Below are 22,942 nucleotides of genomic sequence, written 5' to 3' on the forward strand. Positions count from 1 at the left end.
ATATTTTCTAAAAAAATGATGACTCTTCATAAATTGTTAAGATTCGGTCTTTATATTTATCTATTGTAAGGCTCAGGATTTTCAGATCCGCATTACACATTGCCATGATAAATTGAAAAGGAGCATTGATATGACTGTACAAAAAGAAGGACACGGGCAACCGGTGAGTCTGCGGGAACGGGTTCATTTTCTGGACATCGTACGCGGATTTGCCTTGCTTGGCATTATTGTCGTCAATTATTTTCTGATCGTAGATTCAGTAAAGGGATTCGAAAGGACTTCCGATGACGTACTGCACAAGCTGGTTTCCTGGTTTGCCGAAGGGAAATTCGTTACGTTATTCTCCTTCCTGTTCGGAGTCGGGTTTATGATCTTTATGGATCGAGCCACGCAGAAGGTAGATAGTCCCAACAAGCTGTTTGCCCGCAGGTTATCTATCCTGTTGGGATTTGGCATTTTGCACATCACATTTGTTTGGGTCGGTGACATATTGGCCTTTTACGCCGTAAGTGGCTTCCTGTTACTCGCCTTCTATAAACGCACGGCCAAAACGGTGCTTAGATGGATTATCGCACTTATCGTGTTTCAATTCCTGACTCCTGTTTTCACAATGTTGTACAATATCATCAATACTGCAGGGTCAAAAAACCCGAATTTTTCAGAGTTTACTTTGTTTAGCCACAGCAGCCTTACCTACATGGAATCCATCAGCACTCGGTGGACAGATATGGTCACGATGGCTGCCAGCTCTTTCCCTATGATCTATTCCATGTTTCTCATGTTTCTGCTGGGCGTGTACTTTGTTAAGATGGAATTTTTCAAAGACATGGAAGCGAAAAAGCCTATATGGAAGCGTATCTGGATCATTAGCACAATCGCTTTTCTAATAACACAAAGCAGTATATTGCTAGACATGTTTAATTTTTCGGACATTTCCTCTGTCTTGGGTCAAAATGGCGGCTTAACCGGAAGTATGTTTTATATGAGCACTTTTGCAATGCTGTTTCTATACGTTCCTCAGCTGCGAGGCCCTATGATGATATTCACCAAAGTTGGACGGATGTCATTGACCTGTTATCTGCTTCACTCTATCATTGGAACAGTTCTGTTCCTCAGGTACGGATTCGGTCTTGCGGATCATATTCAATCCGCCGGCACGTTCATGTTCAGCCTGGCCGTGTATTTCGTGCTTATGATCTTTAGTACATTGTGGTTGAGACGGTTTAAGTACGGTCCGATGGAATTAATATGGCGCAAGCTGACGTACGGCAAAGTAAGCGAGCGCTCCAAAGCAACTCCACATGCGGCAAAATCAATTCAGAAATAACCCCTTTTCCCAGATTGCACGGACTTCAAATTAGTTGTTGACGGAAGTGGGTATTAAACGGACAGATTTGAATAGTATGGACTGGTTATTTTTATATCATTAAGTGCTTCTTTGGGCTAAACCAGACAGAAATTTCGCCAGATTTTACTCAATGTGCATAGGTCGAGATCGAATCTAAAATGAATCTTTTGCGCATTCCTATAGTCGGCGACACATTCGACTATTTTTGTGATTTGTGATAGAGAAAATTTGAAAAGAATGACTAATCCCGCGGAAGAAACTTTTTGTGAAAAGGGCTCGTAGAATAGCTGGAATGTTTCTACTGAACGACTTGACTCGATATTTTAGCAAATGAAGGAGTGAGCAATCATGAAAACAAAAAAGGAACCTAAAGTTATTCTGGAACTAGCAAAGGAGTCTGATCTGCCAGAATTCCAAAAAAAATTACAAGAAGCATTTGCGCTCGCCGTGATTGAAACGTTCGGTGATTGCGAAGATGGACCGATTCCATCGGACAATGATGTTCAGGAGTCTTTCAATGCTCCCGGTGCAGTGGTATATCATATTCTTCAGGATGGTAAGAAGGTCGGTGGTGCAGTAGTACGTATCAACAGCCAAACACATCATAATTCGCTAGATTTATTCTATGTGTCTCCAGAATATCACAGCCAAGGGATTGGTCTTTCTGCTTGGAAAGCCATTGAAGCACAGTATCCGGATACTGTGCTTTGGGAAACCGTGACACCTTATTTTGAAAAACGAAATATCAACTTCTATGTGAATAAGTGTGGATTCCATATCGTAGAGTTTTACAATGAACATCACTCTGATCCGCACATGCATCGCAATGGACGCGAAGATGACAAGCCCCTGCCGGATGATGATGACTTTTTCAGATTTGTAAAGATTATGAAAAAAAAGGACTAAACAATTGAACACGGCGAGATGCCGCAGAGAGTTGCTGGTAACTTTTTTAAAGATGTTTGTTTGGATCCAAAAAACCCTAAAAATACTATATTATTATCAATAATTATTTTCACAGACATAAATATACTCCTAACAACGCTCACTTTAACTAATCAATGGAAATTATCCATGTTTATACAATCTATATTTCATTATCATTGGAAGGTAATAATGCTGTTTAAAAGGTGTTTTGATCCCTGTCTCAAAAACAGGGGTCAGTCCCGTGCCCTATTGCCTTTTTCTCTCCCCAAAAAGCAAGGTTATGCCTCAAGCCTCAAGGATTTAAAAGGAGATACTAATTATATCGCATTGGATTCCATTGTTTCTGTTGATATCAAATAAAAAAACCTCCATTTATGAAGGAGGTTTAGAAGTAATATTATCAAGTTTGAAAACGATCAGAGGCAATATGAAATGTGTTTTGAGTTTGATTTTCTGTTAAGTTGGATCCGAAACCACACACTAAAACAAGTGACAAACCCAGGATTAGGCATACCTTCTTTTTAAAAGTCATACAGGCATTCTCCCCTTTGAATTTGTGTTTGAGTCTCAAGCATTTTCTGATGATATACATAGGATGTTTCAAATTCTTTTGAGTTTGCGTAAGCAGCTGCGGTTTCACAGGCAATGTCTTCAATATATGAATAGTTCTTATTTTTTTCTAAGTATTCTATTGTTTTATTAACACCTTGTTGGTCCACTGCATCGACATAAAGAGCTTTTAAATATCCCTGTAATTTTGCGAAAAGCTCATCACCTTGATAAAGAGCTGCTGACAACCCTTTCTTACTTACTTGGATAGCCTCATTCATTTTTCCTTGTTTAAAAAGGATTTTTGCATAAGAAAATAAAGAATGTGGCAAGTTTGTGAGCTTTTCTTTTTCTGTAATCTCCACTGCTTGCTTCATGAATACTTCCGCCTGCTCGTAATCACCACTGTCAGCAAAATTAGTGCCTAAATTATATAGTGCAGAACTAATCAACCTTTTGTTATTCAATTCCCTAGATAACTCTAATGCCTTTTCAAGATGCGGCTGACTTTTTTCGTAATGTTTAAAATCAGTATAATTCCCTGAGATAACAAACATACATTGAACTTTTCGCACCTTATAAAGTTCATATTGATTATAAATATCCAATGCTTGTTTAACGTGATGCATAGACACATGACTTTGCTTCATACCATAATATGCTTCAGCTAACTTAAAATGAAACTCTGCCCTTTCGATCTCATCGGGGACATGTATAAGCTGCTTTTCCGCTTCTCTATAATAGTAGATAGCTTTCATGTATTGCTTCTTATCAAACTCGTACATCCCTCTGAAAAACAGAGAATAATACGACAAGAGGCCAGATATACCCTTATTTGAAGTCTCAATTTTTTCAAGAAGTTCGTTAATAGTTGGCCTGATTCTTGTTGTAACTGGTTCCAAATAATCTAACATAAGCTGATGACGGAATTTCATTAGAGAGAAGTAAATAAGTAAATACTCATCTTCCTCCATCTGATTGATCTCTTGCTCCACCTCTGCCTTTAAAATCTCTGCATCCGGGACACTAAATTGACGTATCATTTTATACCATTCATTGATCTTTACGCCAACTTCTGACGATGATAAAACCGGATTCACAAGACCCCTCCTTATATGCCTTTTTATGTAATATTCTAACATTTCCAAAAATATGTATGACCGCAAAAAAACCGCAAACTTTTTATTCAGTATCTTTGATATGGTCTATCAAGATAAATTTAAGTTATCTTCCTCTTTATCCCATGGTAATATTTCGTTATACAATTAAATGAGAGAGTATGATGATGAAAGTCTTTGAAGCCAAAACACTTATGTCTGAAGCTACAGACCGCGCCAAAGAATATAAAGAACTAAGGACGCAAATGGTCAACTTGAGAAAAGCTTTACAAAGCGTCGCCGAACTCAGTGACAGCGAATTCTCTGGTAAAGGTGCTAATAACATTAAAGCATTCTATCACGACCATGTTGGTGTCACTGATCAATAGATCGACTACATTGACATGAAAATCGCATTCTTTAACAGCATTGCCGGAGCTGTCGAGGACAAAGGTCTCTCTGATGCTTATATTGAAGAATCTTTTCTAGAACATGAACTGGCTAACGCCCATAAAAAATCAAAGTCAATCATGTCCGAACAGAAAAAAGCCATGAAAGATATCCTAAACGACATTGATGACATCCTTCCGCTCGACTTGTTTTCAATAGAAACCTTCAAGGATGAGCTTGCGGATGCCAATGATAAACGTAAAAAAACAATTGAAAAACTAGGTGATCTTGATGAAGATTTACTGACAGAATATGCTATGTCAGAACCAAATGAACAATTCATCAAGTCAGATTTTCAAAAGCTCCAAGAAGCAACGGGCAAAGGCAAAAACGCAACGCCCATCCACTACAACGCCAAGGCATACCGTGAAAGTGATATACATAAGAAAAAAGGCGATATTGAGAAACGTACAGAAGCTTATTTGACGCTTAAAAAGAAAGAAGAAAAAGAACGGGAAATTGAAAAACTGAAAGTAAGACTGATAAATTACGACTATGCTGATTCAGATGAATTCTATTCAATGGCTAAAACTATTGGTTACGAGAACCTAACAGAGGATCAGCAAAGGTATTTCACACAGATTGAAAACACACATGAACTCACTGAGGGCTTCAAAGGAGTCGGTGTCGGTCTTTATGATGTTGGAAAAGATACTGTAATTGGTTTAAAAGACTTAGCTGTCGGCGCCCGGGAATTCTCCCAACTCTCTGATAAGCAAAAAGTTGCCACAACAATTAGTACTGTGTTGAATACACCTTCATATGCTAAAATCATATGGAAAAATATAGCTGATTCATAGAATGATAAATTTATACTTACTCAAAGGCACACTATGTTACATATGTAATCGGCAATCTAGTTGGATTAAAAGGCGCAGGATCTGCTGTAAAAGTATCTAGTAAGATCGCCAAAACTGGCGCAACTAAGGTAGATAAAGTTTTGGAAGCTGGAGAAAAGACAGCAACTAACCATGTAAATAAAGGAATCTCTAAAGGAAAAAAATACATCAAATCTTTATCTGGAAATAAAGATGAACTGGCTCTTGTAGGAATAGCTCAAGATATAGAGAACACTTACAATGTAAAAAATACATCTATTTTAAAAAAAGAGATTCAATCCAAACAAGATCAATTCGTCCAAGCTGCACCATATACGCATAAAGATGCATTCGGCAACACTGTCACAACCAACTTAAAAAATGGACATTTAAAAAATGATGTTCACCCTGTAACCGGAGTACTTTATGATAAAGATGGCTTCCCAATTTTTGATCCAGTTGCCGAAGTAAAGATTGATAAATCATTATATCTACAGAAAGATACTGTACAATTTAAAAAAGCCACTGAACTGTTACAGCAAGAAATTAATAAAAATCCAGAGTTGAAAAAACACTTTACAGAAATGCAGTTAAAACAGATTTTAAAAGGCAAAAAAACAAGGGGCGGAGGTTCCAAATACAGATAAAAGGAGTTTATTAAAATGGTTGAATGGGATTTCGGAGAGCATCCTGTTAGTAACGAGGAAATTATTGAAGTAGAAAACCTGTTACAAGTAAAGTTCCCAAAAGATTATTTAGAAGGACAGTTTGATGAAACTCGCTACGATGAAGAGTTGTTAGAAGATGAGAATTGGTACATTCATGACGAGAACAATAGCAAACGAGGAATCATTGTTCCTGCTGTTTACCCTGATGTAGTAACTTTAAAAGGGAGCCATCGCTCCCTTTTGTTCACTGAATTACAGAACTTTCCAATGTGTATGATCCGCCAGTTTTTGCAGTGCTATATCCAGCAACCCTTATGCTATAAGTATAGCTTTTACTGACTGCAATAGTATGTTTCGATAATTCTGAGGAATCATAAGAATTCACAAAAGTTGTCCCACCACCATTTACATCCGTTTTGTAAATACTAACTTTTAACGGAGTTGTTGTACTATCTTTGGACAAATAAAACTTTACTTTTGTAGCTGATCCTGGATGGAATTGCCACTCATGCCCTTCTTTAGCAGCAGCGGCATCAGCAAAAGATCCACTTACCTTGTCATTAAGAGGCAGCATACCTTTAAATTCATAGGCTGAAGCACTTCCCATAGCAGTAAACATTAAAATCAGAACAAAAAACATTGATACTAACGACTTTTTCATTTCACATTTCCCCCTTTTAAATTTAAGTCACTGTAATAATACTTCTCTTCATTTAACAAATCCTCCCACTTGGATTAAACTTCATAAATTTGACACAATAGGATTATAAAGGTTATTATCAATTTCTGTTATCCTTCAATTTCTCTTCAATTTTCGCTTTTGTCTTAGGACCATAAATGCCATCAGCAGTCAGACCATTCACTGACTGGAATCGCTTGACTGTATTTGCTGTTTTCGGACCATAAACGCCATCAATGCCGTTATTTTTCGCCCCTTTGTCCGGGTAGAAATAAAGAGCTGCCAGAGCATTTTGAATTTGTGTTACCTTTTCCCCTCTCATCATTGGGCTCTTCACTTGAAAATACCGGAAGGCAGCGCATATGACGTTTTTTTGCTGCTTGTGTTTGTTGTTTTCTTTTTAGCTACACTTGCATTGCTTGAGCTAGTTTTCCCACCTAGCGCCTTTAATTCTTTTTCAACGGCAGCCTTAACTTGATTCCATCTTCCCTCTGACAAAATACGGTGCGGGCAATACTTGCCGTTCCAGTCTTGGTGCTTACGGACACGATCAACACCCCATCCGCGTTCTTTCAGTAGCCGCGCCACAAACTTAATAGCGAGCTTTTCCGCTGCCTTATATCGTGCCCCTCCTGACTTGCTATAACAAATTTCGACACCAATTGACTTTCGATTCCCTGTGCCGTTTGTTCCATCTCCTGTGTGCCAAGCGTTACGATTCGTTGGAATACCTTGAATGACTTGCTTATCGTCTACTGCAAAGTGAAAGCTCGTTGAGCTAGAGTTATTCTTCATATATGAAATTTCATTGGCTGCTGAAGCATCATTTGCAGTGTTGTGAATAGTGATATATCAGCTTTCATAGGGTTAGGACATTTCAATCCATACTTTGATTTAGAGACTAGATTCTTTACAACTTTAATGGCCATATATCCTCTCTCCTTCTGTCTGTCTAATAAAAAAGCCACTGGCTTAGCCAGCAGATTTGTCTGCGTTATTCTTACTCTGTTCTTTTTCGTTCTCAATTGTTTGTAATCGATCTGTTATCGTTGTAGGGATTTTAACACCGATCTGTGCTAAATTTCCAGTTATTGATAATCCTTCATTAGCGACAGCTTCCTGACGCACGTAGGTAAAATATCCCTATGTGTCTCGTACACCTCTCTGATAACAAGTGCAGTTCGTTTTTCTTTAAGCAATTTCAGAACAATCTTCAAAGCAACATGATAGCTTTTAGATTATCCATAACCACCAACGAGAAACTGAAACTTTTGACTCCAGTTAAAAAGAAATTCTTTAAAATGAGGATTTACCTGTTTAATCACTGTCATCACCTTTATTCACAATGGTGATCTCAAAAGGTTTATCTTCTTCTGTAAGTTCTTCGACCTTTAATTTTTTCTTGTTGATATTTAAGCGCATATGTTCCAATTTAAGGCGTCGTTCGTCTCAGATAGGACAGACTTTTTCTTTTTCAGTTCTTTAATCATTTCCTGCTTATCAGAAACGAACATAATTTTTTGTGCTCTAATAATTGCAGCATATTGGATCTGTATCTGATCCCATATCATATCGACAGGTGAACGTTCTTGAATCCCTTCCATGATGGATAGTGTTTCTTCTGGCAGGAACTTTGAGAAGAACCCATGAGTCACAGCGTTTTGATTTCTAAGTGGAGCAGCACCACCTTTATTCCCTAATGCATTTTTATTTCCAAGCGGTGCTCTTCCTCCTTTGTTTCCTTTTGCATTTTTGTTCCCTATAGGTGCGCCTGGACGAAAAGGAGCGCTCCCTTTCGATATAGGAGCGCTCTCATTAATTTTTTCTTCCCATTTATCGTTTGCTTTCCATTTGCGGACAGTGCTGCTTGTTACGTTTAATTGCTCAGCAATGTCTTTTAACTTCTTGCTCCCGCCACTCTCTTCCCACAAATGAAAAGCTTTGTCTCTGCGTGGATCTCGTGGTCTTGGCATTACATCTCACCCACCTCCGGGCCTCGTATTTGAGTTTAAGTTTGTTTTTCATTTGTCTATTGCTGTCTATTAGAGACAGCAGCTAAATCTATATTCATGGTCAAACTAATTTTGCTTCTTAGTAATAAGAGTTTCAGTTATATTCTCGTCAATGTTTAGACTATTGCCTATACCTCGCACCTCACTTCTACTGCCTCCTACACTTCCTATAGAAATCAAACTATCTCCTATACTTCCTATAGAAGAACTAAAACTCTCGCCTAAACTACCTATTGATCTTAAACTTTCATCGATATTACTAAGTCTTATACTGAAAAGGTTATCTTGGCTTTTATCAATTTTATCTACTTTATCCAAAATCGATTGTAATTTGTCATTCTCCAATCCTGCTTTTTCTAAATCACTTCTTAATTCGTTTAACTCATTTTCCATATTCTTTTTATCTTTTTTCATTTCATCAAAACGCGCTAAAGTTTCGATTATTGAGTCAACCATTTCATCTGCACTACCAGCTAATCTATTTAGTACTAGCAATTGGTTAGTAAGAACTTGATCTCCTCTATTGTATGGATAACGGAGCTTATGATCGATTTCGCTCCATCCCTCCTCAAAAATGGTACGCACTTGTATTTCAGCTATAAGTTGTACTTTAGTTAATCTACTTTTGATTAAATAATGCCATGAGCGATAACCATATTTATGTTTTTCTGGTTTGAATTCTCCCTCCCTTCTTAATATTTCTTGAGCTTTATCATCCATATCTCCTTCTCTAAAGTAGATAGTAACAGTTTCGGCAAGTTCCCATTGTTCTCTTATCATTTCATCAATTTTCCGTGCTTCACTCTTATAAAGATGAAGAACTCTTAAACCGATTAAATCTGTTATTTTCTCCATATAATCATCTATACTAAACGAGAAATCGTTATCCTTGATTTTTTTCCTTATTAGTTTTTCGATAAGATGTTCAGGATCCTTGATTCTCATTCTAACTGTGTGAGCAGCAGGTTCAGTTCGTAAAATATCTGCAATTGTTTTACCTGTATTCTCAAGAAGTGGTTTCTGTTTTAAGTAATGATTATATATCTCTATTAAGGAATCCCATTGCAGTCCTGATTGGTTAAACTCTTTTTCTTTAATGTTATACTTTGCGAAAAATCGCAGTTTATCATCTATTAGAGTAGCCATTAGTTTCCCCCTAGTAATCATATTGACCTCTTTAATAGTATTATGCATTAAATTTCCTAAATAGGGAATATGGGTTAAAATTCTTTCAATAAGAACAGTGACACACTTTTAGCAAACCTGCATTTTTTGTATAAAAAATATTTTAAAAATTAGTGACAATTTTAAAAAGCATCCCGAAGGATGCTTAGATACTCTCTAATTCTTGTCTGGCTTGATCAATTTTTTTGTTTATTCTCTCTACTAGATTTTGATGATAGTCTATTTGCTCAACTAGACTGGTATACGCTGTTTTAAACGAGAAATGTTCAAATAAAGTAGCTAAGTGTATATTAGATGAAATTTCCTCATAATCGAATATACGATATTTTTTAACCGTTCTAGACCTTACATTAAATACATACATTTCTTGGTTTGTTGCTGCAATAACTGGTCCATGAGGTGAATTTAAATCTAGCTCACTATTGTAAAAACTTCCTTTGGTTTCAAGAACTTGCAATAAAATTGGTTTGATTTTGTTGAACAACTCAAGAAATTTATCTCTTTGTTGATCTAGAGTGTCAATAAAAGTTTCTTTTGTCTCTTTTAATAATCTTTTGTCTTCCTCTAATGTAGATATTCTTTGTGCAATTAATTCGGTTAACTCTGTTTCCATTACTATCCCTCCCCCCCTTATTATCGGTGAAAGAAAAGGACAAAGGAACAATTTGCAAAATTTGTCGAACGATTGAACATAAAATAGACACCTAATAAGGTGCCCAATGAAAAAATTATTGATTTATACTATCTCCAATCATACTTTCCAATTCTTTTTCAATCTCTTCTTGAGTCATGTCTTCAACTGGTTTATATTCTCCGTTGGCATTATAATCAGCTGGTTTATCAGAAACCCCATTCTCTGGTACATACTCTCCATCATCATTGTAATCATTTGGATTTGAAGAAGGTGCTTTTGGATCACTCTCTAATTCGTCTTCAGTATAAATTGAGCTATCAGATTCACCATTATCTGTATCTAATTCATCAGATGTATCGTCCGTTAAATCATCTGTTGATGAATCGACAGAGTTTACCGATGTATCGTCAGTCGGATCTTCTGAAGAACATGCACCAATTACCGCCACAATGCCAACTAACATAAATAACAAACAAATCTTTTTCATTTGTCTCCTCTCCCACCTTTATTATCGGTGAACAAAGAGAACAAAGGAACACTTTGCAGAATTTGTCGAATGTTTTATTATCCTGTGTACTATATGGTTTAGGTGGCTCACTAAAATTTCATCCGCGCCGACCTGCCTCCCATTTTACACCACAGATTTTTTCAGATTCAACAAACGCTCAAAGTGGCATTCTTGGCATAATTGGCTGATCAACTCGTCTTTCATTTTGCGTACAGTTTCCCTTGAAATACCAAGATGAAGACCTATTGCACGGTAGCTCATTCCCTCCATCATGCAGTCATAAATGACCTTATGTTACTCTCCTTTGATTTTTTCTGCCCCCAACTCAACTGTATATACTCGTTCCTCATAGTACTTAAGACGTTTGAAAAGACGTTCTTCTCTCATATCCATTTGCCTCAGCTCAGACTGACTCTTCCCAGGTCTTCCTTTTGGCATAGCAGCTTCTAATCCATATTTCGCAACACCCCAATTTTTCATTGGAATTACTGAACCATAGAGTACCCTTTGCAATTGACGAATCTCTTTCACCATCCAATAATAGCTATTGATTAGATTTTCAATATCTTTTCGATCATGATTTTGTCCTCCTTTTTCAAATAAAAAACGGACACCAAACCATCAGCATAATACTGTAGTTCAGTGTCCACAGGCTCTCTGTCTTGGACTTAGTTATCTTTAACTTTTAGTAAAATTGGCTCATTATACAAATCTTCTAGTTTTTTCATCTTAGTTTTTTTGCACATTTTAGGATCGCTATCATCCCCCAATAAAATGATTTCCTTATTTATTGGATATAAGATAAACCATTTCTTATTATTTTCATCTCTTATATACACAGTTTTTTTAGTAGTCCAATTAATCAATCTTAATACAGGAATAGATATGAAAGGAATTGCCGAACAAAGGACAAAAAACATAATTATTACTGCAATTAAAATTCCCAAATCTTTAAACTGAGGGAATGCTATCAGCAAATAAAATTGAATATAAAAAGTGAATAAAGAAGTTAAATATATAGTCACAATTATAATTTTAAATAGTTTTTTTGATTTCAATTTAAAAAACCAACGATTTGGATTTTGAATTTCATTAACAATTACAAGAAATAGGAATATTCCTCCCAATATTATTTGTGAACAGATAGACACCACTTCGTTATAATCCCATTTTAGTTTGTCTCTTAGAGTCTCTGATATTGAATAAAAAATACACATCCAAGCTAAAGCATACAGTAAATACTTACAAAACTTCACAAAAAACAATCTTTCTTTGGAGAATAGCTTCTGTTCAAATATGTTCGAAGATAATAAAGTAATTGGTTGGAATACTTTAAAAATGTTTATTACTAAGAACACTATTGAAATAACAACAGTGGGTATCCCAAAAGCACTCAATAATTTGTTAAGACTTTCTCCCAAATTCATCAATAGTCACCTTCTTCTTCTTAATCTTCCTTAATTTTAGCAACCTGTAAATTCTTCTTCAATGCATCTAATAAAACGCATTGGGTAACAGAGTTGATTATTAAATCAACTCTTATTTCACAAATAGTTAACATTTATTCACAAGGAAAAACTTAACTAATGGTGAACTATTCTAATGCAACACAAAAAAATTAAAGGAGTGTTTCAGAATGAAATTAAGAAAATCTGTAGCATCCCTGCTCGCGGTCTCTGCTTTATCTTTCTCTATTGGTGGTATAGCATCTGCTCAAGAACCAGTTCAATCTAATCAACCCATGCATTTGAATTCATTATCAGAAGATGCCCCTTTTAAAACGATGGCTAGAAGCGTAACTATTAACGTAGGCAAATCTTATCCAATCGATGATAATGCTTCTTGGGCTGTCGTTGTAAAGGGGTCTCAGTATGTCGAAGTATCTGGTCGTGAAATTGTAGGTTTGAAAGACTCAGGTAGTAATAAAGCAGAAGTTTGGATGTATAAATCAAACGGTGCTTTATTAGGCGCCCTTTATGTTACAGTTAGAAAATAGGATCTAAGAGCCTCTTTATAGAGGCTTTTATTTATATTCAATTATTAAAAACATACAGAGTTCTAATAATACCAACTTCTAACCGGTTAACTGTTCACTTACAACCAGTTTCATGCTTATTTATGTTAATAGCAATAATTCTTAATTTATCCCTTCACCTTAAACCCTATCTCATGGTCAACCCGCGCAAAACTGCCCTTTACCGTCTGGATCACCGTTTTACCGTGCTCAGGAGCATCTAAGACATGTGCTGTACCTTGATTCCCATCTAAAACGATGATCTTAACCTTCCCCGGGTCAATTTTCTGCTGAATAGTGAAGTCTTTTTTGATGTTTATTTCTCTTGGACTGTACACTCAATGCGCCCCCTATGTTATGATAGAAGTACCAGTTCATATCAAGAACACTGAGGCTAAGCGCTTCGGTGTTTTTTTATTTCAGGCAGAAACCTCTTTTATCATGACTTTCACTCGCGGCTCTTCACTATAAAACTTGCTAACTTTCAGGTCCACTACTTGGCTATCATCTTTGTAAATAAGATGATTCAGGGCATCTTTTACACCCTTTACATAGTTATCAACATCAGGCTTTGTAGTAGTCCGCAGAAGACCATTTTCAGCTTTGTCTTTATTCTTTTTTGAGTTTGAAACTGACTTAGGCATTGGTCTGTACACTTTGACATCCATTGAGACAGGACCAGTAATAATTGTTTCTGGTCGATGCTGAGACGCAACCAAAGCTTCATACTGTTTGAAATACTTTGATTTCGCTGGATCACGCAAATGCACCTTCCCATTTCGTATTGATCCACGCGGCCGCCCCTGTGCGACTGGCACACCATAAACAGTGAACTTAATGCAATCCAACTGGCCTTACCTCCCGTCAAGCTGTTCCCATAGTTGAATTTTTTTCTATTCTCGGTGCAGAGAGTAAAATTAACAGCAGAGACACGACTGCTTTAAGCACACAGCATCCGCTCCATTTGCTTTATTTTTTCCTCAAGTAAACGGATAGTTGGCATAAGATCTTTACCTTCTGTAGGACTTAGAGGTCCAAATATATAAAGTCCATCAGCTGCTTTTATATTCGTTTTCTCCTTCATTCCCATTCACCTAACCTATGATTTAATTGCATTCGATCGCCTTTAATAATCACTATGTAATCACGACACATCTGGTGAATTCTTGAACCAAGATCCTCGTCTATATTCAAAATCTCATCAATTGTTAACTCCGAAGAAATCAGCAAAGGCTTGTGATTTAAATATCGGTAGTTTAAGAACCTGCCAGTCGGTTGCCCTTGGTTGACCGTTTATTAGTTTAAATAAGTCATCAAGGAATAGAACTTAGACCTTTCTCAAGGCATCGAGTTTTACTACTAAGTTGTCAAGTTATGTATTGATTTGTTCTACTTAATACCAGCAATACTTATGATAGTCTCCTGGAATCATGCTACTTGCAAGGAAAGAAAAAACCCCCTCCTAAATCAGTTTAAATCTAACACAAAAGAACCGCGACTGGCGGTTCTTTTAGTGTATATTGCTATTTCACTCCACTATTATTGGACAGTACCATAATCAAAATCAATATCTTTCTTGTCTAATTCCCCCTTAACATTTTTAGCATAGGTCATGGTTAAATGTACGTTTTTATCTATCCACCAAGTTCCATCATCAGTATTCGTATCCCAAATAACATCTATATCCCTGCCGAAATTCTCAAAAAACACCAAATCCCCAACAGCTACTGTTTTTCCGTGGATCTTGTAATATATTAGAACAATTTTCTTATCAAATATACCTGTCCCGTGCTTTACGATTGTTAAACTATAAGGCTTATTAGGACATTTCTCTTCAAGTATAACTTCAGGATTTAAAAATATAACATAACAAATGAATAGAATTGGTACAATCGCTAACCTTTTTAATAATTTTTTATTGATATTTAACCCCTTCAACATAGCCCTCCCTTTTTAACAATCCATTTCATTTGGGATACACCTCCATCATTGAACGTATTTCCTATGAAAAATGCAAAATAGAGAGTGATACATATTATACATGACTAATATGTATCACTTCTTTAGTTCTTGTTCAAGAATCGCGCCCGATTGGGGGAGATCGTTATTGAACTAAGGCCTCCCGATAGTTGGATAAGAAAAATACATCCACCAAATGTTCAATGTTAGTTTGTTTTTCATACATACTAATAATAAAAGTAAAACATTATTAAAACTTTACAAGATAAACTGAATTGACTATAGTCTAATTAGACTAAAATATTGATGTAAAGAAGTGAAAAATAAGATGATAAAGTCTTTTTTAATGTTGGGGCAGTCGAATATGGCGGGCCGTGGATTTTTGAATGAAGTAGACCCTATCTATAATGAAAAAATAAAAATGCTGCGCAATGGACAGTGGCAGATGATGACAGAACCGATTAATTACGACCGTCCGGTTTCCGGCGTTGGCCTGGCGGCATCTTTTGCAGATGCATGGTCGAAAGCTCATCCCGATGAAGAAATTGGCTTGATTCCTTGTGCGGAAGGTGGCAGTTCATTGAATGACTGGCATCCGGAAGGCATCCTTTTTCAGCATGCTTTGTCCGAAGCCCGCTTCGCCCTCCGTTCCAGTCAAATTTGCGGAATCCTTTGGCATCAAGGTGAGAGTGACAGTTATCGTTCACTACATGAAACTTATTACGAGAAATTAAGTCTTATCATCGAGACGCTAAGAAACGAGTTGAAACTTGATGAGGTACCGTTGATAATTGGAGGGCTTGGTGACTTTCTTGGGAAGACCGGTTTTGGACAGCACGCGACTGAGTTTCGACAGGTTAATGAACAATTGCTGCGTTTTGCTAATGAACAACAAAATTGTTATTTTGTTACTGCAGCAGGTTTGACTGCGAATCCTGATGGCATTCATTTAGACGCAGCTTCACAACGCAAATTCGGTTACCGCTATTTCGAGGCTTTTTCAAAAAAGCACCATATCCTGAAACCCATTTCGGGAGAGGAGCAATCACTGAAAGTGAATGGTGACTATTCTAAAACAGAACAGATTTACCTTCATAGTATGGATTTGGCTTCGGGTAAAATCACGTACGCGGAATTTGAGGCGCGGCTGGCGAAGGTGATGAAACCATGATTCCCTTACTTATCCTTGGCTTGTTAATCCAAAACCCCGGAGCTCACGGCTATGAACTTCTGGCCTTAATGGAAAAGCGTCATTACAAATACATTGTTAACTTCACGAAAGGTTCATTTTATTACAATCTGCAGCAACTTGAAGAAAAGTGCTTTATTGAACAGATTCAGCAGAAACCCTCAACCACCGGGCGTGAAATCCGTAACTACAAAGTTACAGATTCGGGAAGGGCAGAATTCGAAAAATTAATGATCAAATACGGCACCAAATCGGAATATGTGAACCTGCAATTTTATGGGGCTTTACTCTTTGCCGATGAATTCGACAAAAATAAATTACTGGATCTGATCCAATCACAAATCGATCAGACTAAAACTCGAATCGAGCTCCTTGATGAATACCTGTCCATCACTCAAGAAATTCCCGGCACAATCGATTACTTTCGCCGTATGAACGAAAATTCCCGTTCACATCACTTGGTTAATTTAGAATGGTTCGAAAAATTGAAAGCAGAAATAGAGTGAACTATTTAATAAAAAATGTAATGTTAAATATATAAGGATATTGGTTACCTAAATATAAAACCTGTGTCATAGATATCTACCAACAACTTTGATACAGGTTTTATACTTCTTCTTTAATTAAACCAGCAATAGAGTCAACACTTGCCCCCCAAGAAGAACAAGTGAATCTGCTGCGTGTTCTTCTTTTTCAATCGCTATTCCTTAGTTTAATTAGAACTCAGATAATCCAAGACACGGTCAACTCTTTCATTGACTGAGCAGTCGCCTTCAATCTTTAACACTGGACAAGATAAATCTGCCATCCAATGTTCATGCAAAGCTCTACTTCTAACTTCCATTCCAGCATTATCATATAAAGAAGCCCACTCTAAAAATGTTTTTGATTGTTCATATTTACTGCCACCGGCTAACACTTCGTTTCCATAACGCTGAAATTCCCTGTGCCTTAGTCTCTCAAGCCGTATATCTTGTGGAATCCATAAGAAGACGACAAGGTCAAAATAACTTTTTAGATTATCGCCCCAGCCACACACTGCACCAGAAAGAATCCATTTTTCATTGATTGTTAAGTCTTTTTCAAGCAACCTTTTTCTTTCAGGAATTTCTCTTTTTTTAGTGAATTTATCTAACCAATAGTAATTATCAGTATCAAGATGCGTATGAGGCAAACGCTTTGATAATGCAGCACCCAATGTAGAAGTTCCGACACCAGAGGCTCCCAATATGTGAATATTTTTTTTCATACATCCCCCTCCTTATTAAGCAACCAAACTCCCTGTTTGTTGCATAAGGTACTTACTATTATTTTGACATAAATCCCTAAAGACCTTTACTTTTCGAGGGAAATCCAGATGCGTGTTAAAATCATCATACTTACGAAAACAGCCATTATTAAACAGATTCATATTCCATCTCCTTAGACGCATTTTCCTATGAAAAAAAGTCTTGATTTTCCTATAATATTTAAATGAATCCAATTTTTAGATTGTCGTCTTTAAGGAGGTTTTTCATCTTGAGGTATACAAACAGTCATTTAGAGAATTGGATCGAAAGCTTATATGGAAGATTGATATGACAGAGTCTGAACAAATTAATTTTGAACGGATTGCCGAAGCTTTAGACATCAGGCTTTCATTTAAACCTGTTACAAGCTTCGCACTTAAACACAGCGGAACTTATAACATATGCTTGGACAGCCGAAATGTATCGCGGATTGAAAAGCGGGCGCTGATGAAGATGTTTCATGAGTTTTATCGGGCAGAGAAGGAAAAAGCGGAAGAAGGCGAAGGGAACATCATTTTTGTCATCACTGATATGCTCTCCGAGAAAGACAGTCTGGATCATAGCAGATGATTTCGCTTATGGGGCCTTACTGACACCCTCCCTTAAGCAGTTCAAAGCCGGACGTTCTAACAGCTCTCCAGAAAAGCATTCATTGTCAAACTTCAGAGCATCCTCGTTCCTGCTTTCTTCATGCAGGCTCCGGTCTGGCTGTCGATGCTCGCCCTCTTGATCGCTTGTGCTTACACGACACCCTTACAACATTTCCATTTTCAATAATAGCCATCGTTAATAACATTGTTCAGCTTGCGGACCCTCTTATGATTATCACCTCATAGAATGTGCATCCCCCCTTGGCAATGCTATGTAACAGCTGTTTGTCCTAATGAGATGATCTTCACTAGGTAGGATAAATAAAAAAACACCAAATGGGTTGTTGGTAAGTTATATTGACTCCATCTGAAGTACCCTTTAAGTAGTTGCTTTAATCACAAATAGATTAGAAGTCCACAGAACAATGCTATAAAGATATAGCTTGCGGTATACCAAATAAAGAAAATCATACTCGATAATAAATCATAAAGAAAGAAGGTGATCCCATGCCCGCACAATAGACCCAATGCTGAGAAGTCTCCTTACTTACTTCAACATGCTCACAACCGTGTAAACTGGTTCCCTTGGGGAGAAGAAGCATTTGAAAAAGCGAAACGAGAAAACAAACCTTTCTCGTATCTATTGAGTATAACTAGCAGGGCAGCTACACAAACTTGCCATTGGTGCCATGTCATGATATTCAAATATAATAACTCTAAAGCAAACAAAGATACCCATATAGTTTGGCATCTTCTTTTTAGTTCGAATCCCTCAACAAAAGTGGTATATTATCAGTTACAAAAGCACGCCGTTTCAAGCATTTGAAATCATGCCATACAGCCTATTATACAAAATAGACATAATTTATATTAACTCAATAATACCCATTAAACCAATCGGGATTAAAACGTTTTAAAAAAATGATCAAAGGTGAAGTTATGGTTTTTTTATTTTCTTAACGTTGTCCTAATTCCACTGGACGCCACTAAGTCAAATGCATTTCAAGGTACTATAGTCAAGACTTGTCCAAGTCACCATTATCAAAATGAATTTCATCAAATACTTGAAACATTTATTGAACATGACCAAGTGTCATAACATTAATAAGAAACCAACGAGTGATGAATCTTTTAATCTTTCATTTTACCCGCTGACTCATATCAGCTCTAACCAAATTTTAATAGCTGTCGCACTTATTAATAGCGCTAAAATCCATTGCAGGAATTTTGTATTTACTTTTTGCCCAACTGATGCGCCAATAGGAGAAGCAATTAAACTGGCAATCATAAGAACCAGAGCTGGTACAAAAAGAACCTGGCCCGTGATTACTTTTCCAACTGTTGCGCCAATAGATGAAAGAAATGTAATCGCAAGAGATGAAGCGACTGTGATTCTAACAGGAATATTTAAAATTGATAACATAAAGGGGACCAGGATAAAGGCGCCGCCAGCTCCTAAAACACCCGATACACCACCAATGATAAACGCTAGGGACGAAGCCAACCATTTATTAAATATCACTTCTTTGTCTTCGCTTTGTTCTTGTCCTTTTTTAGGTATAAACATTAAAATAACTGCTGAAATAGCCAGAATACCGTATATAAAGTTAATTCCTTTTTCAGATATATAATGAGAAAAGTAACTCCCCAATACACTCCCTAAAAGGATGCTGCTTCCCATGTAAATAATTAATGCTTTATTTAGAAGACCACTCTTACGATAAGCCCAAACACCGCCAAGTGTCGCAAAGAAAACTTGAATAGCCCCTATACCTGACACTTCATGGGCAGTTAATGACATCACTCCCACTAAAGAAGGAATGTACAATAGCATTGGATAATTAATAACTGCTCCGCCAATACCAATCATTCCAGAAATAAAGGCACCAATAAACCCTATAGTGAAAAGAGTTGTGATAAAGGCAATATCCACTTTGGTTTCCTCCTTTCAAAGGAAAAGGGTATCTTTTTATTCGATACCCTTTCCATTCATTAGCCTTTTTTAATCCAGAATTTCAATACATCGCCTTCATCAGTTTGCTCTAAAAGGTCATGCCCGCCTGATTTAGACCAAGCTGCAAGATCACTTTTAGCTCCCTTATCTGTTACATGCACTTCTAATATTTGACCTGATTCCAGTTCATTCATCGCTTTTTTTGTCCTGACGATTGGCATTGGGCATGCCAGGCCTTTTGCGTCTAATACTTTATCTGATTTCATGTTCATCTCTCCTCTTTTTAATAGAAACTTATGTTACCGTATTGCACAGCGGTTTGGACCAATCTCCATTTCACGCTGTTTTTCTTCATCCGGGCTGATTTTCCCCATGTTTGTTTCTCGAATCTCTTGGTATGCATTTGGCTGCGGAGGCAAATGATCTGTTACTAGGTGTCTAAATTCTGTTTCATCCGCAATGTTCAAACCATGGTTCTCGCTAAATAAAGTGCTTAGTTTTTTACCAACACTTCCATTCTCATTTAGCTCGTCAATGATCATAAAGTGTGCAGGTAATACAATTAAATCCTTTGATAACGACTTGTAACGGCTATAAAGCGTTTTTCTTAAATCTCCTACCCAATCTTCTGCCATACCGGCTAAGTCTGGTCTGCCAATTGAATCAATAAACAAAATATCACCTGAAAGAAGATACAGATCATCGACAATGAAAGAAGTGGACCCAATCGTGTGCCCCGGAGAATAAATCGGTTGAATTTTAATCTTTGTATTTCCAATGATCATGTCATTTCCTTCTTCCAACGGCTGATAATCGAATGCCACTTCTTCAGCATCTTTAGGCGGTAACCAGTAGGTTGCTTTTGTTTTTTCAGCAATGACTCTGCCGCCTGAAATATGGTCCGCGTGAAGATGTGTATCAAATACGTGAGTAATCTCCGCACCCTTCTCTTTCGCAAAGTCTATAAAAATATCCGCCATACGTGTCGCATCAATAATCGCTGCTTCACCATTGGAAATGACCATGTATGACAGGCAGCCTTTACCGATTCGAACAAACTGATACATCTCACCGCCATCTTTTAAATCCCCGACTTTTATCGGCTCTAAATGTTCGCTCCATGCTTTCATTCCACCCTTAAGATAGGATACAGAATGACCTGCTTCAGAAAGCATTTCGGATACCATGACGGATGAACCTTCTTTTGCACAAACGACCAGCACTTCTTTATCAGAAGGAATTTTCTCCAAGATACCTTCTACGCCATCTAAAAGATCGAAATACGGTACATTTAAATAGTCAAAACAATGTCCTTCGATCTTCCAATCGTTAAAGTCATTTTCATTACGCACATCCAGAATAAATAAAGATTCTTTGTTAAAGATTTTTTGTGTGACTTCTTTTGCGGTAAGTGCTTGAACGGTCATGTTTACATACCTCCTTTTTCTGTTTTACCTGTCCAATCCCGCATACCGGGGACAACATTAATAACCTTTTTAAAACCTTGTTTTTTCATGGTGTGGGCCGCCATTTCACTTCTTCTTCCCGAATGGCAGATAATATAAATTTCATCATTTTTGTTTAATTCGTTAGAGCGCTTTTCCACTTCACCAAGAGGGATATGCACAACTCCAGGAATATGAGCTTTTTCATACTCCTCTATCTCTCGTACATCTAAAATGTTAAGAGACTCGTCACTATCCACTTTCTGTTTGAAAGCTTCTAATGAAATCTCAGGAATTGAAGCTGCATTTTCTGCTGAAAGCTCTCCTCCTTTTCGAAGAAAATGACGAAGTATTTCCCCCTCTGCTTCAGTACCTAGATATTCATGGCCTGTACTATTTGCCCATGCTTCCAGATCTGCTGTAGAACCTTTATCTGTCGCTTGAATTTCCAATACTTCACCAGCTTTTAAATCCTTCATACTCTTCTTCGTTTTTACGATAGGCATAGGACACGCCAAACCTTTAGCGTCTAGTACAATATTTGCTTTCATCATTTTTTCCTCCTTTTTTCATATAGGGGTGGGGGTATATAAATATGCAAAAAGGTTCTTCCTAGAAGTTAATACCATGTATTCATACCCCCTTTTATATTTGTGATGTTTTTAAATCCTTGTTTCTTCAATATGTTACTTGCCTTTAAACTTCTCATTCCGCTTTGACAGATAACAAAAACTTCTTTGTCTTTCGAAAGCTGATTAGTTAGATGAGGCAAGTTAGTCAAGGGAATATTTTTGAACCCTTTAATATGCCTTGTACGAAACTCATAAGGTGTTCGCACATCTATAAACTGTATGTCTTTATTTTTCAGCTCTGACTTTAAATCAGCAGTTGTTATTTGTTTAACACCTTGCAATGATAAAAAACGTCGAAATACGAACCATAGTAAAAATAAAATGAGTAAGATATTGAACATTACGCCACTATCCATAGTGTTATAACCTCCCTTCATTTATTTAGCAATGAGTAACATTAGATAAATAAGTTGACACTGCCTTCCTCAGCATCTGCCAAATAAGCTGCTACACCAGCATAGTCGATATCATCTAATAGTTCTTTTTCCTGTAAACCAAGAAGATCCATTGTCATCGTACAGGCTACGAGCTTTACCCCCTGTTCTTGAGTCATCTCAATTAACTGAGGCAATGTTAATGCATTATGCTTTTTCATCACATTTTTAATCATTTTAGGGCCCATACCTGCAAAATTCATTTTAGATAAGCTCATCTTATCAGCACCACGAGGCATCATCTTTCCAAACATTTTTTCAAGAAACCCTTTTTTCACTGGAACAGGTTCTTCTTTACGCAAAGCGTTTAATCCCCAAAAAGTATGGAAGATCGTCACTTCATGATCGTAGGCAGCTGCACCATTTGCAATAATATAGGCTGCCATTGCTTTATCATAATCCCCGCTAAATAAAACAATTGTTGTGCGTTTTGTTTGTTCTGTCATGTTTATTCCCCCAACTAATTACCCCCATGGGTATATTAAAATCGAAAAATTTTTTCGAGAGATCTGCTATTATTCAACTCTTTAAAATACCGGTAGGGGTATAATATAACGTATA

General features: G+C 37.0%; 22 protein-coding genes and 10 pseudogenes. 9 read left to right on the forward strand and 23 right to left on the reverse strand.

Annotation, left to right across the window (positions count from 1 at the left end):
• Window positions 1-130: 130 nt before the first annotated feature.
• Together JQX68_RS13220 and JQX68_RS13225 are read left to right on the forward strand one after the other, a co-directional pair.
• Window positions 131-1,327: a DUF418 domain-containing protein gene (locus tag JQX68_RS13220; protein ID WP_205440315.1), complete on the forward strand. Its 1,197-nt coding sequence runs from the start codon at window positions 131-133 to the stop codon at window positions 1,325-1,327.
• A gap of 369 nt (window positions 1,328-1,696) precedes the next feature.
• Complete coding sequence (locus JQX68_RS13225; protein WP_147772265.1) at window positions 1,697-2,254, forward strand: GNAT family N-acetyltransferase; 558 nt, start codon at window positions 1,697-1,699, stop codon at window positions 2,252-2,254.
• A 542-nt stretch (window positions 2,255-2,796) separates the two neighbouring features.
• Here the strand turns inward: JQX68_RS13225 and JQX68_RS13230 are convergent.
• On the reverse strand, window positions 2,797-3,924 hold the full coding sequence (locus JQX68_RS13230; RefSeq protein WP_147772266.1) for a Rap family tetratricopeptide repeat protein: 1,128 nt from the start codon (window positions 3,922-3,924) through the stop codon (window positions 2,797-2,799).
• A 185-nt stretch (window positions 3,925-4,109) separates the two neighbouring features.
• Between JQX68_RS13230 and JQX68_RS13235 the strand changes: the two are divergent.
• Window positions 4,110-5,048, forward strand: a pseudogene (locus tag JQX68_RS13235) (ribonuclease YeeF family protein); the annotation flags it as partial.
• 263 nt (window positions 5,049-5,311) lie between these two features.
• Window positions 5,312-5,836, forward strand: a complete 525-nt coding sequence (locus tag JQX68_RS13240; RefSeq protein ID WP_187248794.1) for an HNH endonuclease — start codon at window positions 5,312-5,314, stop codon at window positions 5,834-5,836.
• Window positions 5,837-6,101: 265 nt separating this feature from the next.
• Here JQX68_RS13240 and JQX68_RS13245 read toward each other — a convergent pair whose 3' ends face one another.
• From JQX68_RS13245 to JQX68_RS13290, 10 genes and pseudogenes are all read right to left on the reverse strand, one after another.
• Entirely contained in the window at window positions 6,102-6,518 is a 417-nt protein-coding gene (locus tag JQX68_RS13245; RefSeq protein WP_015483456.1) for a hypothetical protein, read from the reverse strand.
• Window positions 6,519-6,636: 118 nt separating this feature from the next.
• Window positions 6,637-7,465: pseudogene (locus tag JQX68_RS13250) on the reverse strand (peptidoglycan recognition protein family protein).
• 43 nt (window positions 7,466-7,508) lie between these two features.
• Window positions 7,509-7,649, reverse strand: a pseudogene (locus JQX68_RS13255) (phage holin family protein); the annotation flags it as partial.
• A 26-nt stretch (window positions 7,650-7,675) separates the two neighbouring features.
• Window positions 7,676-7,861 (reverse strand): annotated as a pseudogene (locus tag JQX68_RS13260) (phage terminase large subunit); the annotation flags it as partial.
• Window positions 7,854-8,509: pseudogene (gene terS, locus JQX68_RS13265) on the reverse strand (phage terminase small subunit). The pseudogenes terS and JQX68_RS13260, both read right to left, overlap by 8 nt.
• 105 nt (window positions 8,510-8,614) lie before the next feature.
• Window positions 8,615-9,694, reverse strand: coding sequence for a nucleotidyltransferase family protein (locus JQX68_RS13270; protein WP_147772268.1), 1,080 nt, complete (start codon window positions 9,692-9,694; stop codon window positions 8,615-8,617).
• A 184-nt stretch (window positions 9,695-9,878) separates the two neighbouring features.
• Complete coding sequence (locus JQX68_RS13275) at window positions 9,879-10,346, reverse strand: hypothetical protein (protein ID WP_147772269.1); 468 nt, start codon at window positions 10,344-10,346, stop codon at window positions 9,879-9,881.
• A gap of 115 nt (window positions 10,347-10,461) precedes the next feature.
• Window positions 10,462-10,854 carry a hypothetical protein gene (locus JQX68_RS13280; RefSeq protein ID WP_129508155.1) on the reverse strand — a complete coding sequence of 131 codons (393 nt, stop codon included), beginning with the start codon at window positions 10,852-10,854 and terminating at the stop codon, window positions 10,462-10,464.
• Between the two features lie 144 nt (window positions 10,855-10,998).
• Window positions 10,999-11,409: pseudogene (locus JQX68_RS13285) on the reverse strand (sigma-70 family RNA polymerase sigma factor).
• Between the two features lie 134 nt (window positions 11,410-11,543).
• Window positions 11,544-12,302 carry a hypothetical protein gene (locus JQX68_RS13290; protein ID WP_147772270.1) on the reverse strand — a complete coding sequence of 253 codons (759 nt, stop codon included), beginning with the start codon at window positions 12,300-12,302 and terminating at the stop codon, window positions 11,544-11,546.
• A 209-nt stretch (window positions 12,303-12,511) separates the two neighbouring features.
• Here JQX68_RS13290 and JQX68_RS13295 point away from each other — a divergent pair, with 209 nt between their 5' ends.
• The gene (locus JQX68_RS13295) at window positions 12,512-12,871 is read left to right on the forward strand and encodes a BLB8/JUQZ-1 family protein (RefSeq protein ID WP_017697598.1); all 360 of its coding nucleotides are present in this window, start codon (window positions 12,512-12,514) and stop codon (window positions 12,869-12,871) included.
• A gap of 146 nt (window positions 12,872-13,017) precedes the next feature.
• Here the strand turns inward: JQX68_RS13295 and JQX68_RS13300 are convergent, their stop codons facing one another.
• The 5 genes and pseudogenes from JQX68_RS13300 to JQX68_RS13320 form a co-directional block, all read right to left on the reverse strand.
• The gene (locus tag JQX68_RS13300) at window positions 13,018-13,227 is read right to left on the reverse strand and encodes an XtrA/YqaO family protein (RefSeq protein ID WP_147772271.1); all 210 of its coding nucleotides are present in this window, start codon (window positions 13,225-13,227) and stop codon (window positions 13,018-13,020) included.
• Window positions 13,228-13,308: 81 nt separating this feature from the next.
• A complete protein-coding gene (locus JQX68_RS13305) occupies window positions 13,309-13,737 on the reverse strand; it encodes a RusA family crossover junction endodeoxyribonuclease (protein ID WP_147772272.1) in 429 nt (142 codons plus the stop codon).
• 92 nt (window positions 13,738-13,829) lie between these two features.
• Window positions 13,830-13,979, reverse strand: a complete 150-nt coding sequence (locus tag JQX68_RS13310) for a hypothetical protein (protein WP_080478253.1) — start codon at window positions 13,977-13,979, stop codon at window positions 13,830-13,832.
• Window positions 13,970-14,258 (reverse strand): annotated as a pseudogene (locus JQX68_RS13315) (ATP-binding protein); the annotation flags it as partial. The gene JQX68_RS13310 and the pseudogene JQX68_RS13315, both read right to left, overlap by 10 nt.
• Window positions 14,259-14,428: 170 nt before the next feature.
• Window positions 14,429-14,827 (reverse strand): hypothetical protein, encoded by a 399-nt coding sequence (locus tag JQX68_RS13320; protein WP_240345545.1) that lies wholly within the window; start codon window positions 14,825-14,827, stop codon window positions 14,429-14,431.
• A gap of 349 nt (window positions 14,828-15,176) precedes the next feature.
• Here JQX68_RS13320 and JQX68_RS13325 point away from each other — a divergent pair, with 349 nt between their 5' ends.
• Window positions 15,177-16,019, forward strand: a complete 843-nt coding sequence (locus JQX68_RS13325; protein WP_014664702.1) for a sialate O-acetylesterase — start codon at window positions 15,177-15,179, stop codon at window positions 16,017-16,019.
• A complete protein-coding gene (locus tag JQX68_RS13330; RefSeq protein WP_014664703.1) occupies window positions 16,016-16,543 on the forward strand; it encodes a PadR family transcriptional regulator in 528 nt (175 codons plus the stop codon). Before JQX68_RS13325 ends, JQX68_RS13330 begins: the two co-directional genes overlap by 4 nt.
• Before the next feature lie 206 nt (window positions 16,544-16,749).
• Here the strand turns inward: JQX68_RS13330 and JQX68_RS13335 are convergent, their stop codons facing one another.
• The gene (locus JQX68_RS13335; RefSeq protein ID WP_014664704.1) at window positions 16,750-17,286 is read right to left on the reverse strand and encodes an ATP-binding protein; all 537 of its coding nucleotides are present in this window, start codon (window positions 17,284-17,286) and stop codon (window positions 16,750-16,752) included.
• A 269-nt stretch (window positions 17,287-17,555) separates the two neighbouring features.
• Between JQX68_RS13335 and JQX68_RS13340 the strand changes: the two are divergent.
• Together JQX68_RS13340 and JQX68_RS21750 are read left to right on the forward strand one after the other, a co-directional pair.
• Window positions 17,556-17,815, forward strand: a pseudogene (locus tag JQX68_RS13340) (ImmA/IrrE family metallo-endopeptidase); the annotation flags it as partial.
• Between the two features lie 600 nt (window positions 17,816-18,415).
• Window positions 18,416-18,613 (forward strand): annotated as a pseudogene (locus JQX68_RS21750) (DUF255 domain-containing protein); the annotation flags it as partial.
• 459 nt (window positions 18,614-19,072) lie between these two features.
• Here JQX68_RS21750 and JQX68_RS13355 read toward each other — a convergent pair.
• The 6 genes and pseudogenes from JQX68_RS13355 to JQX68_RS13380 form a co-directional block, all read right to left on the reverse strand.
• Window positions 19,073-19,849, reverse strand: coding sequence for a sulfite exporter TauE/SafE family protein (locus JQX68_RS13355; RefSeq protein ID WP_147772273.1), 777 nt, complete (start codon window positions 19,847-19,849; stop codon window positions 19,073-19,075).
• 59 nt (window positions 19,850-19,908) lie between these two features.
• Window positions 19,909-20,136, reverse strand: coding sequence for a sulfurtransferase TusA family protein (locus tag JQX68_RS13360; protein WP_014664707.1), 228 nt, complete (start codon window positions 20,134-20,136; stop codon window positions 19,909-19,911).
• Between the two features lie 33 nt (window positions 20,137-20,169).
• Window positions 20,170-21,334, reverse strand: a pseudogene (locus JQX68_RS13365) (MBL fold metallo-hydrolase).
• On the reverse strand, window positions 21,300-21,869 hold the full coding sequence (locus JQX68_RS13370; protein ID WP_095432903.1) for a sulfurtransferase TusA family protein: 570 nt from the start codon (window positions 21,867-21,869) through the stop codon (window positions 21,300-21,302). The pseudogene JQX68_RS13365 and the gene JQX68_RS13370 overlap by 35 nt, the downstream one beginning before the upstream one ends.
• 65 nt (window positions 21,870-21,934) lie before the next feature.
• Window positions 21,935-22,303 carry a rhodanese-like domain-containing protein gene (locus JQX68_RS13375; protein WP_069839540.1) on the reverse strand — a complete coding sequence of 123 codons (369 nt, stop codon included), beginning with the start codon at window positions 22,301-22,303 and terminating at the stop codon, window positions 21,935-21,937.
• Window positions 22,304-22,344: 41 nt separating this feature from the next.
• Window positions 22,345-22,827, reverse strand: coding sequence for a DsrE/DsrF/DrsH-like family protein (locus JQX68_RS13380; protein ID WP_014664711.1), 483 nt, complete (start codon window positions 22,825-22,827; stop codon window positions 22,345-22,347).
• Window positions 22,828-22,942: the final 115 nt, after the last annotated feature.

This window comes from Bacillus sp. LJBS06 (assembly GCF_016924995.1).
GTDB lineage: Bacteria > Bacillota > Bacilli > Bacillales > Bacillaceae > Bacillus > Bacillus stercoris.

What these genes read in the sequence shown, in the direction of transcription:
- JQX68_RS13220 (WP_205440315.1), top strand. Translation starts at nt 131, where the DNA reads ATGACTGTACAAAAAGAAGGACACGGGCAACCGGTGAGTCTGCGGGAA.
- JQX68_RS13225 (WP_147772265.1), top strand. Translation starts at nt 1,697, where the DNA reads ATGAAAACAAAAAAGGAACCTAAAGTTATTCTGGAACTAGCAAAGGAG.
- JQX68_RS13245 (WP_015483456.1), bottom strand. Translation starts at nt 6,518, where the DNA reads ATGAAAAAGTCGTTAGTATCAATGTTTTTTGTTCTGATTTTAATGTTT.
- JQX68_RS13270 (WP_147772268.1), bottom strand. Translation starts at nt 9,694, where the DNA reads ATGGCTACTCTAATAGATGATAAACTGCGATTTTTCGCAAAGTATAAC.
- JQX68_RS13275 (WP_147772269.1), bottom strand. Translation starts at nt 10,346, where the DNA reads ATGGAAACAGAGTTAACCGAATTAATTGCACAAAGAATATCTACATTA.
- JQX68_RS13280 (WP_129508155.1), bottom strand. Translation starts at nt 10,854, where the DNA reads ATGAAAAAGATTTGTTTGTTATTTATGTTAGTTGGCATTGTGGCGGTA.
- JQX68_RS13290 (WP_147772270.1), bottom strand. Translation starts at nt 12,302, where the DNA reads ATGAATTTGGGAGAAAGTCTTAACAAATTATTGAGTGCTTTTGGGATA.
- JQX68_RS13295 (WP_017697598.1), top strand. Translation starts at nt 12,512, where the DNA reads ATGAAATTAAGAAAATCTGTAGCATCCCTGCTCGCGGTCTCTGCTTTA.
- JQX68_RS13310 (WP_080478253.1), bottom strand. Translation starts at nt 13,979, where the DNA reads ATGGGAATGAAGGAGAAAACGAATATAAAAGCAGCTGATGGACTTTAT.
- JQX68_RS13325 (WP_014664702.1), top strand. Translation starts at nt 15,177, where the DNA reads ATGATAAAGTCTTTTTTAATGTTGGGGCAGTCGAATATGGCGGGCCGT.
- JQX68_RS13330 (WP_014664703.1), top strand. Translation starts at nt 16,016, where the DNA reads ATGATTCCCTTACTTATCCTTGGCTTGTTAATCCAAAACCCCGGAGCT.
- JQX68_RS13335 (WP_014664704.1), bottom strand. Translation starts at nt 17,286, where the DNA reads ATGAAAAAAAATATTCACATATTGGGAGCCTCTGGTGTCGGAACTTCT.
- JQX68_RS13360 (WP_014664707.1), bottom strand. Translation starts at nt 20,136, where the DNA reads ATGAAATCAGATAAAGTATTAGACGCAAAAGGCCTGGCATGCCCAATG.
- JQX68_RS13370 (WP_095432903.1), bottom strand. Translation starts at nt 21,869, where the DNA reads ATGATGAAAGCAAATATTGTACTAGACGCTAAAGGTTTGGCGTGTCCT.
- JQX68_RS13375 (WP_069839540.1), bottom strand. Translation starts at nt 22,303, where the DNA reads ATGGATAGTGGCGTAATGTTCAATATCTTACTCATTTTATTTTTACTA.
- JQX68_RS13380 (WP_014664711.1), bottom strand. Translation starts at nt 22,827, where the DNA reads ATGACAGAACAAACAAAACGCACAACAATTGTTTTATTTAGCGGGGAT.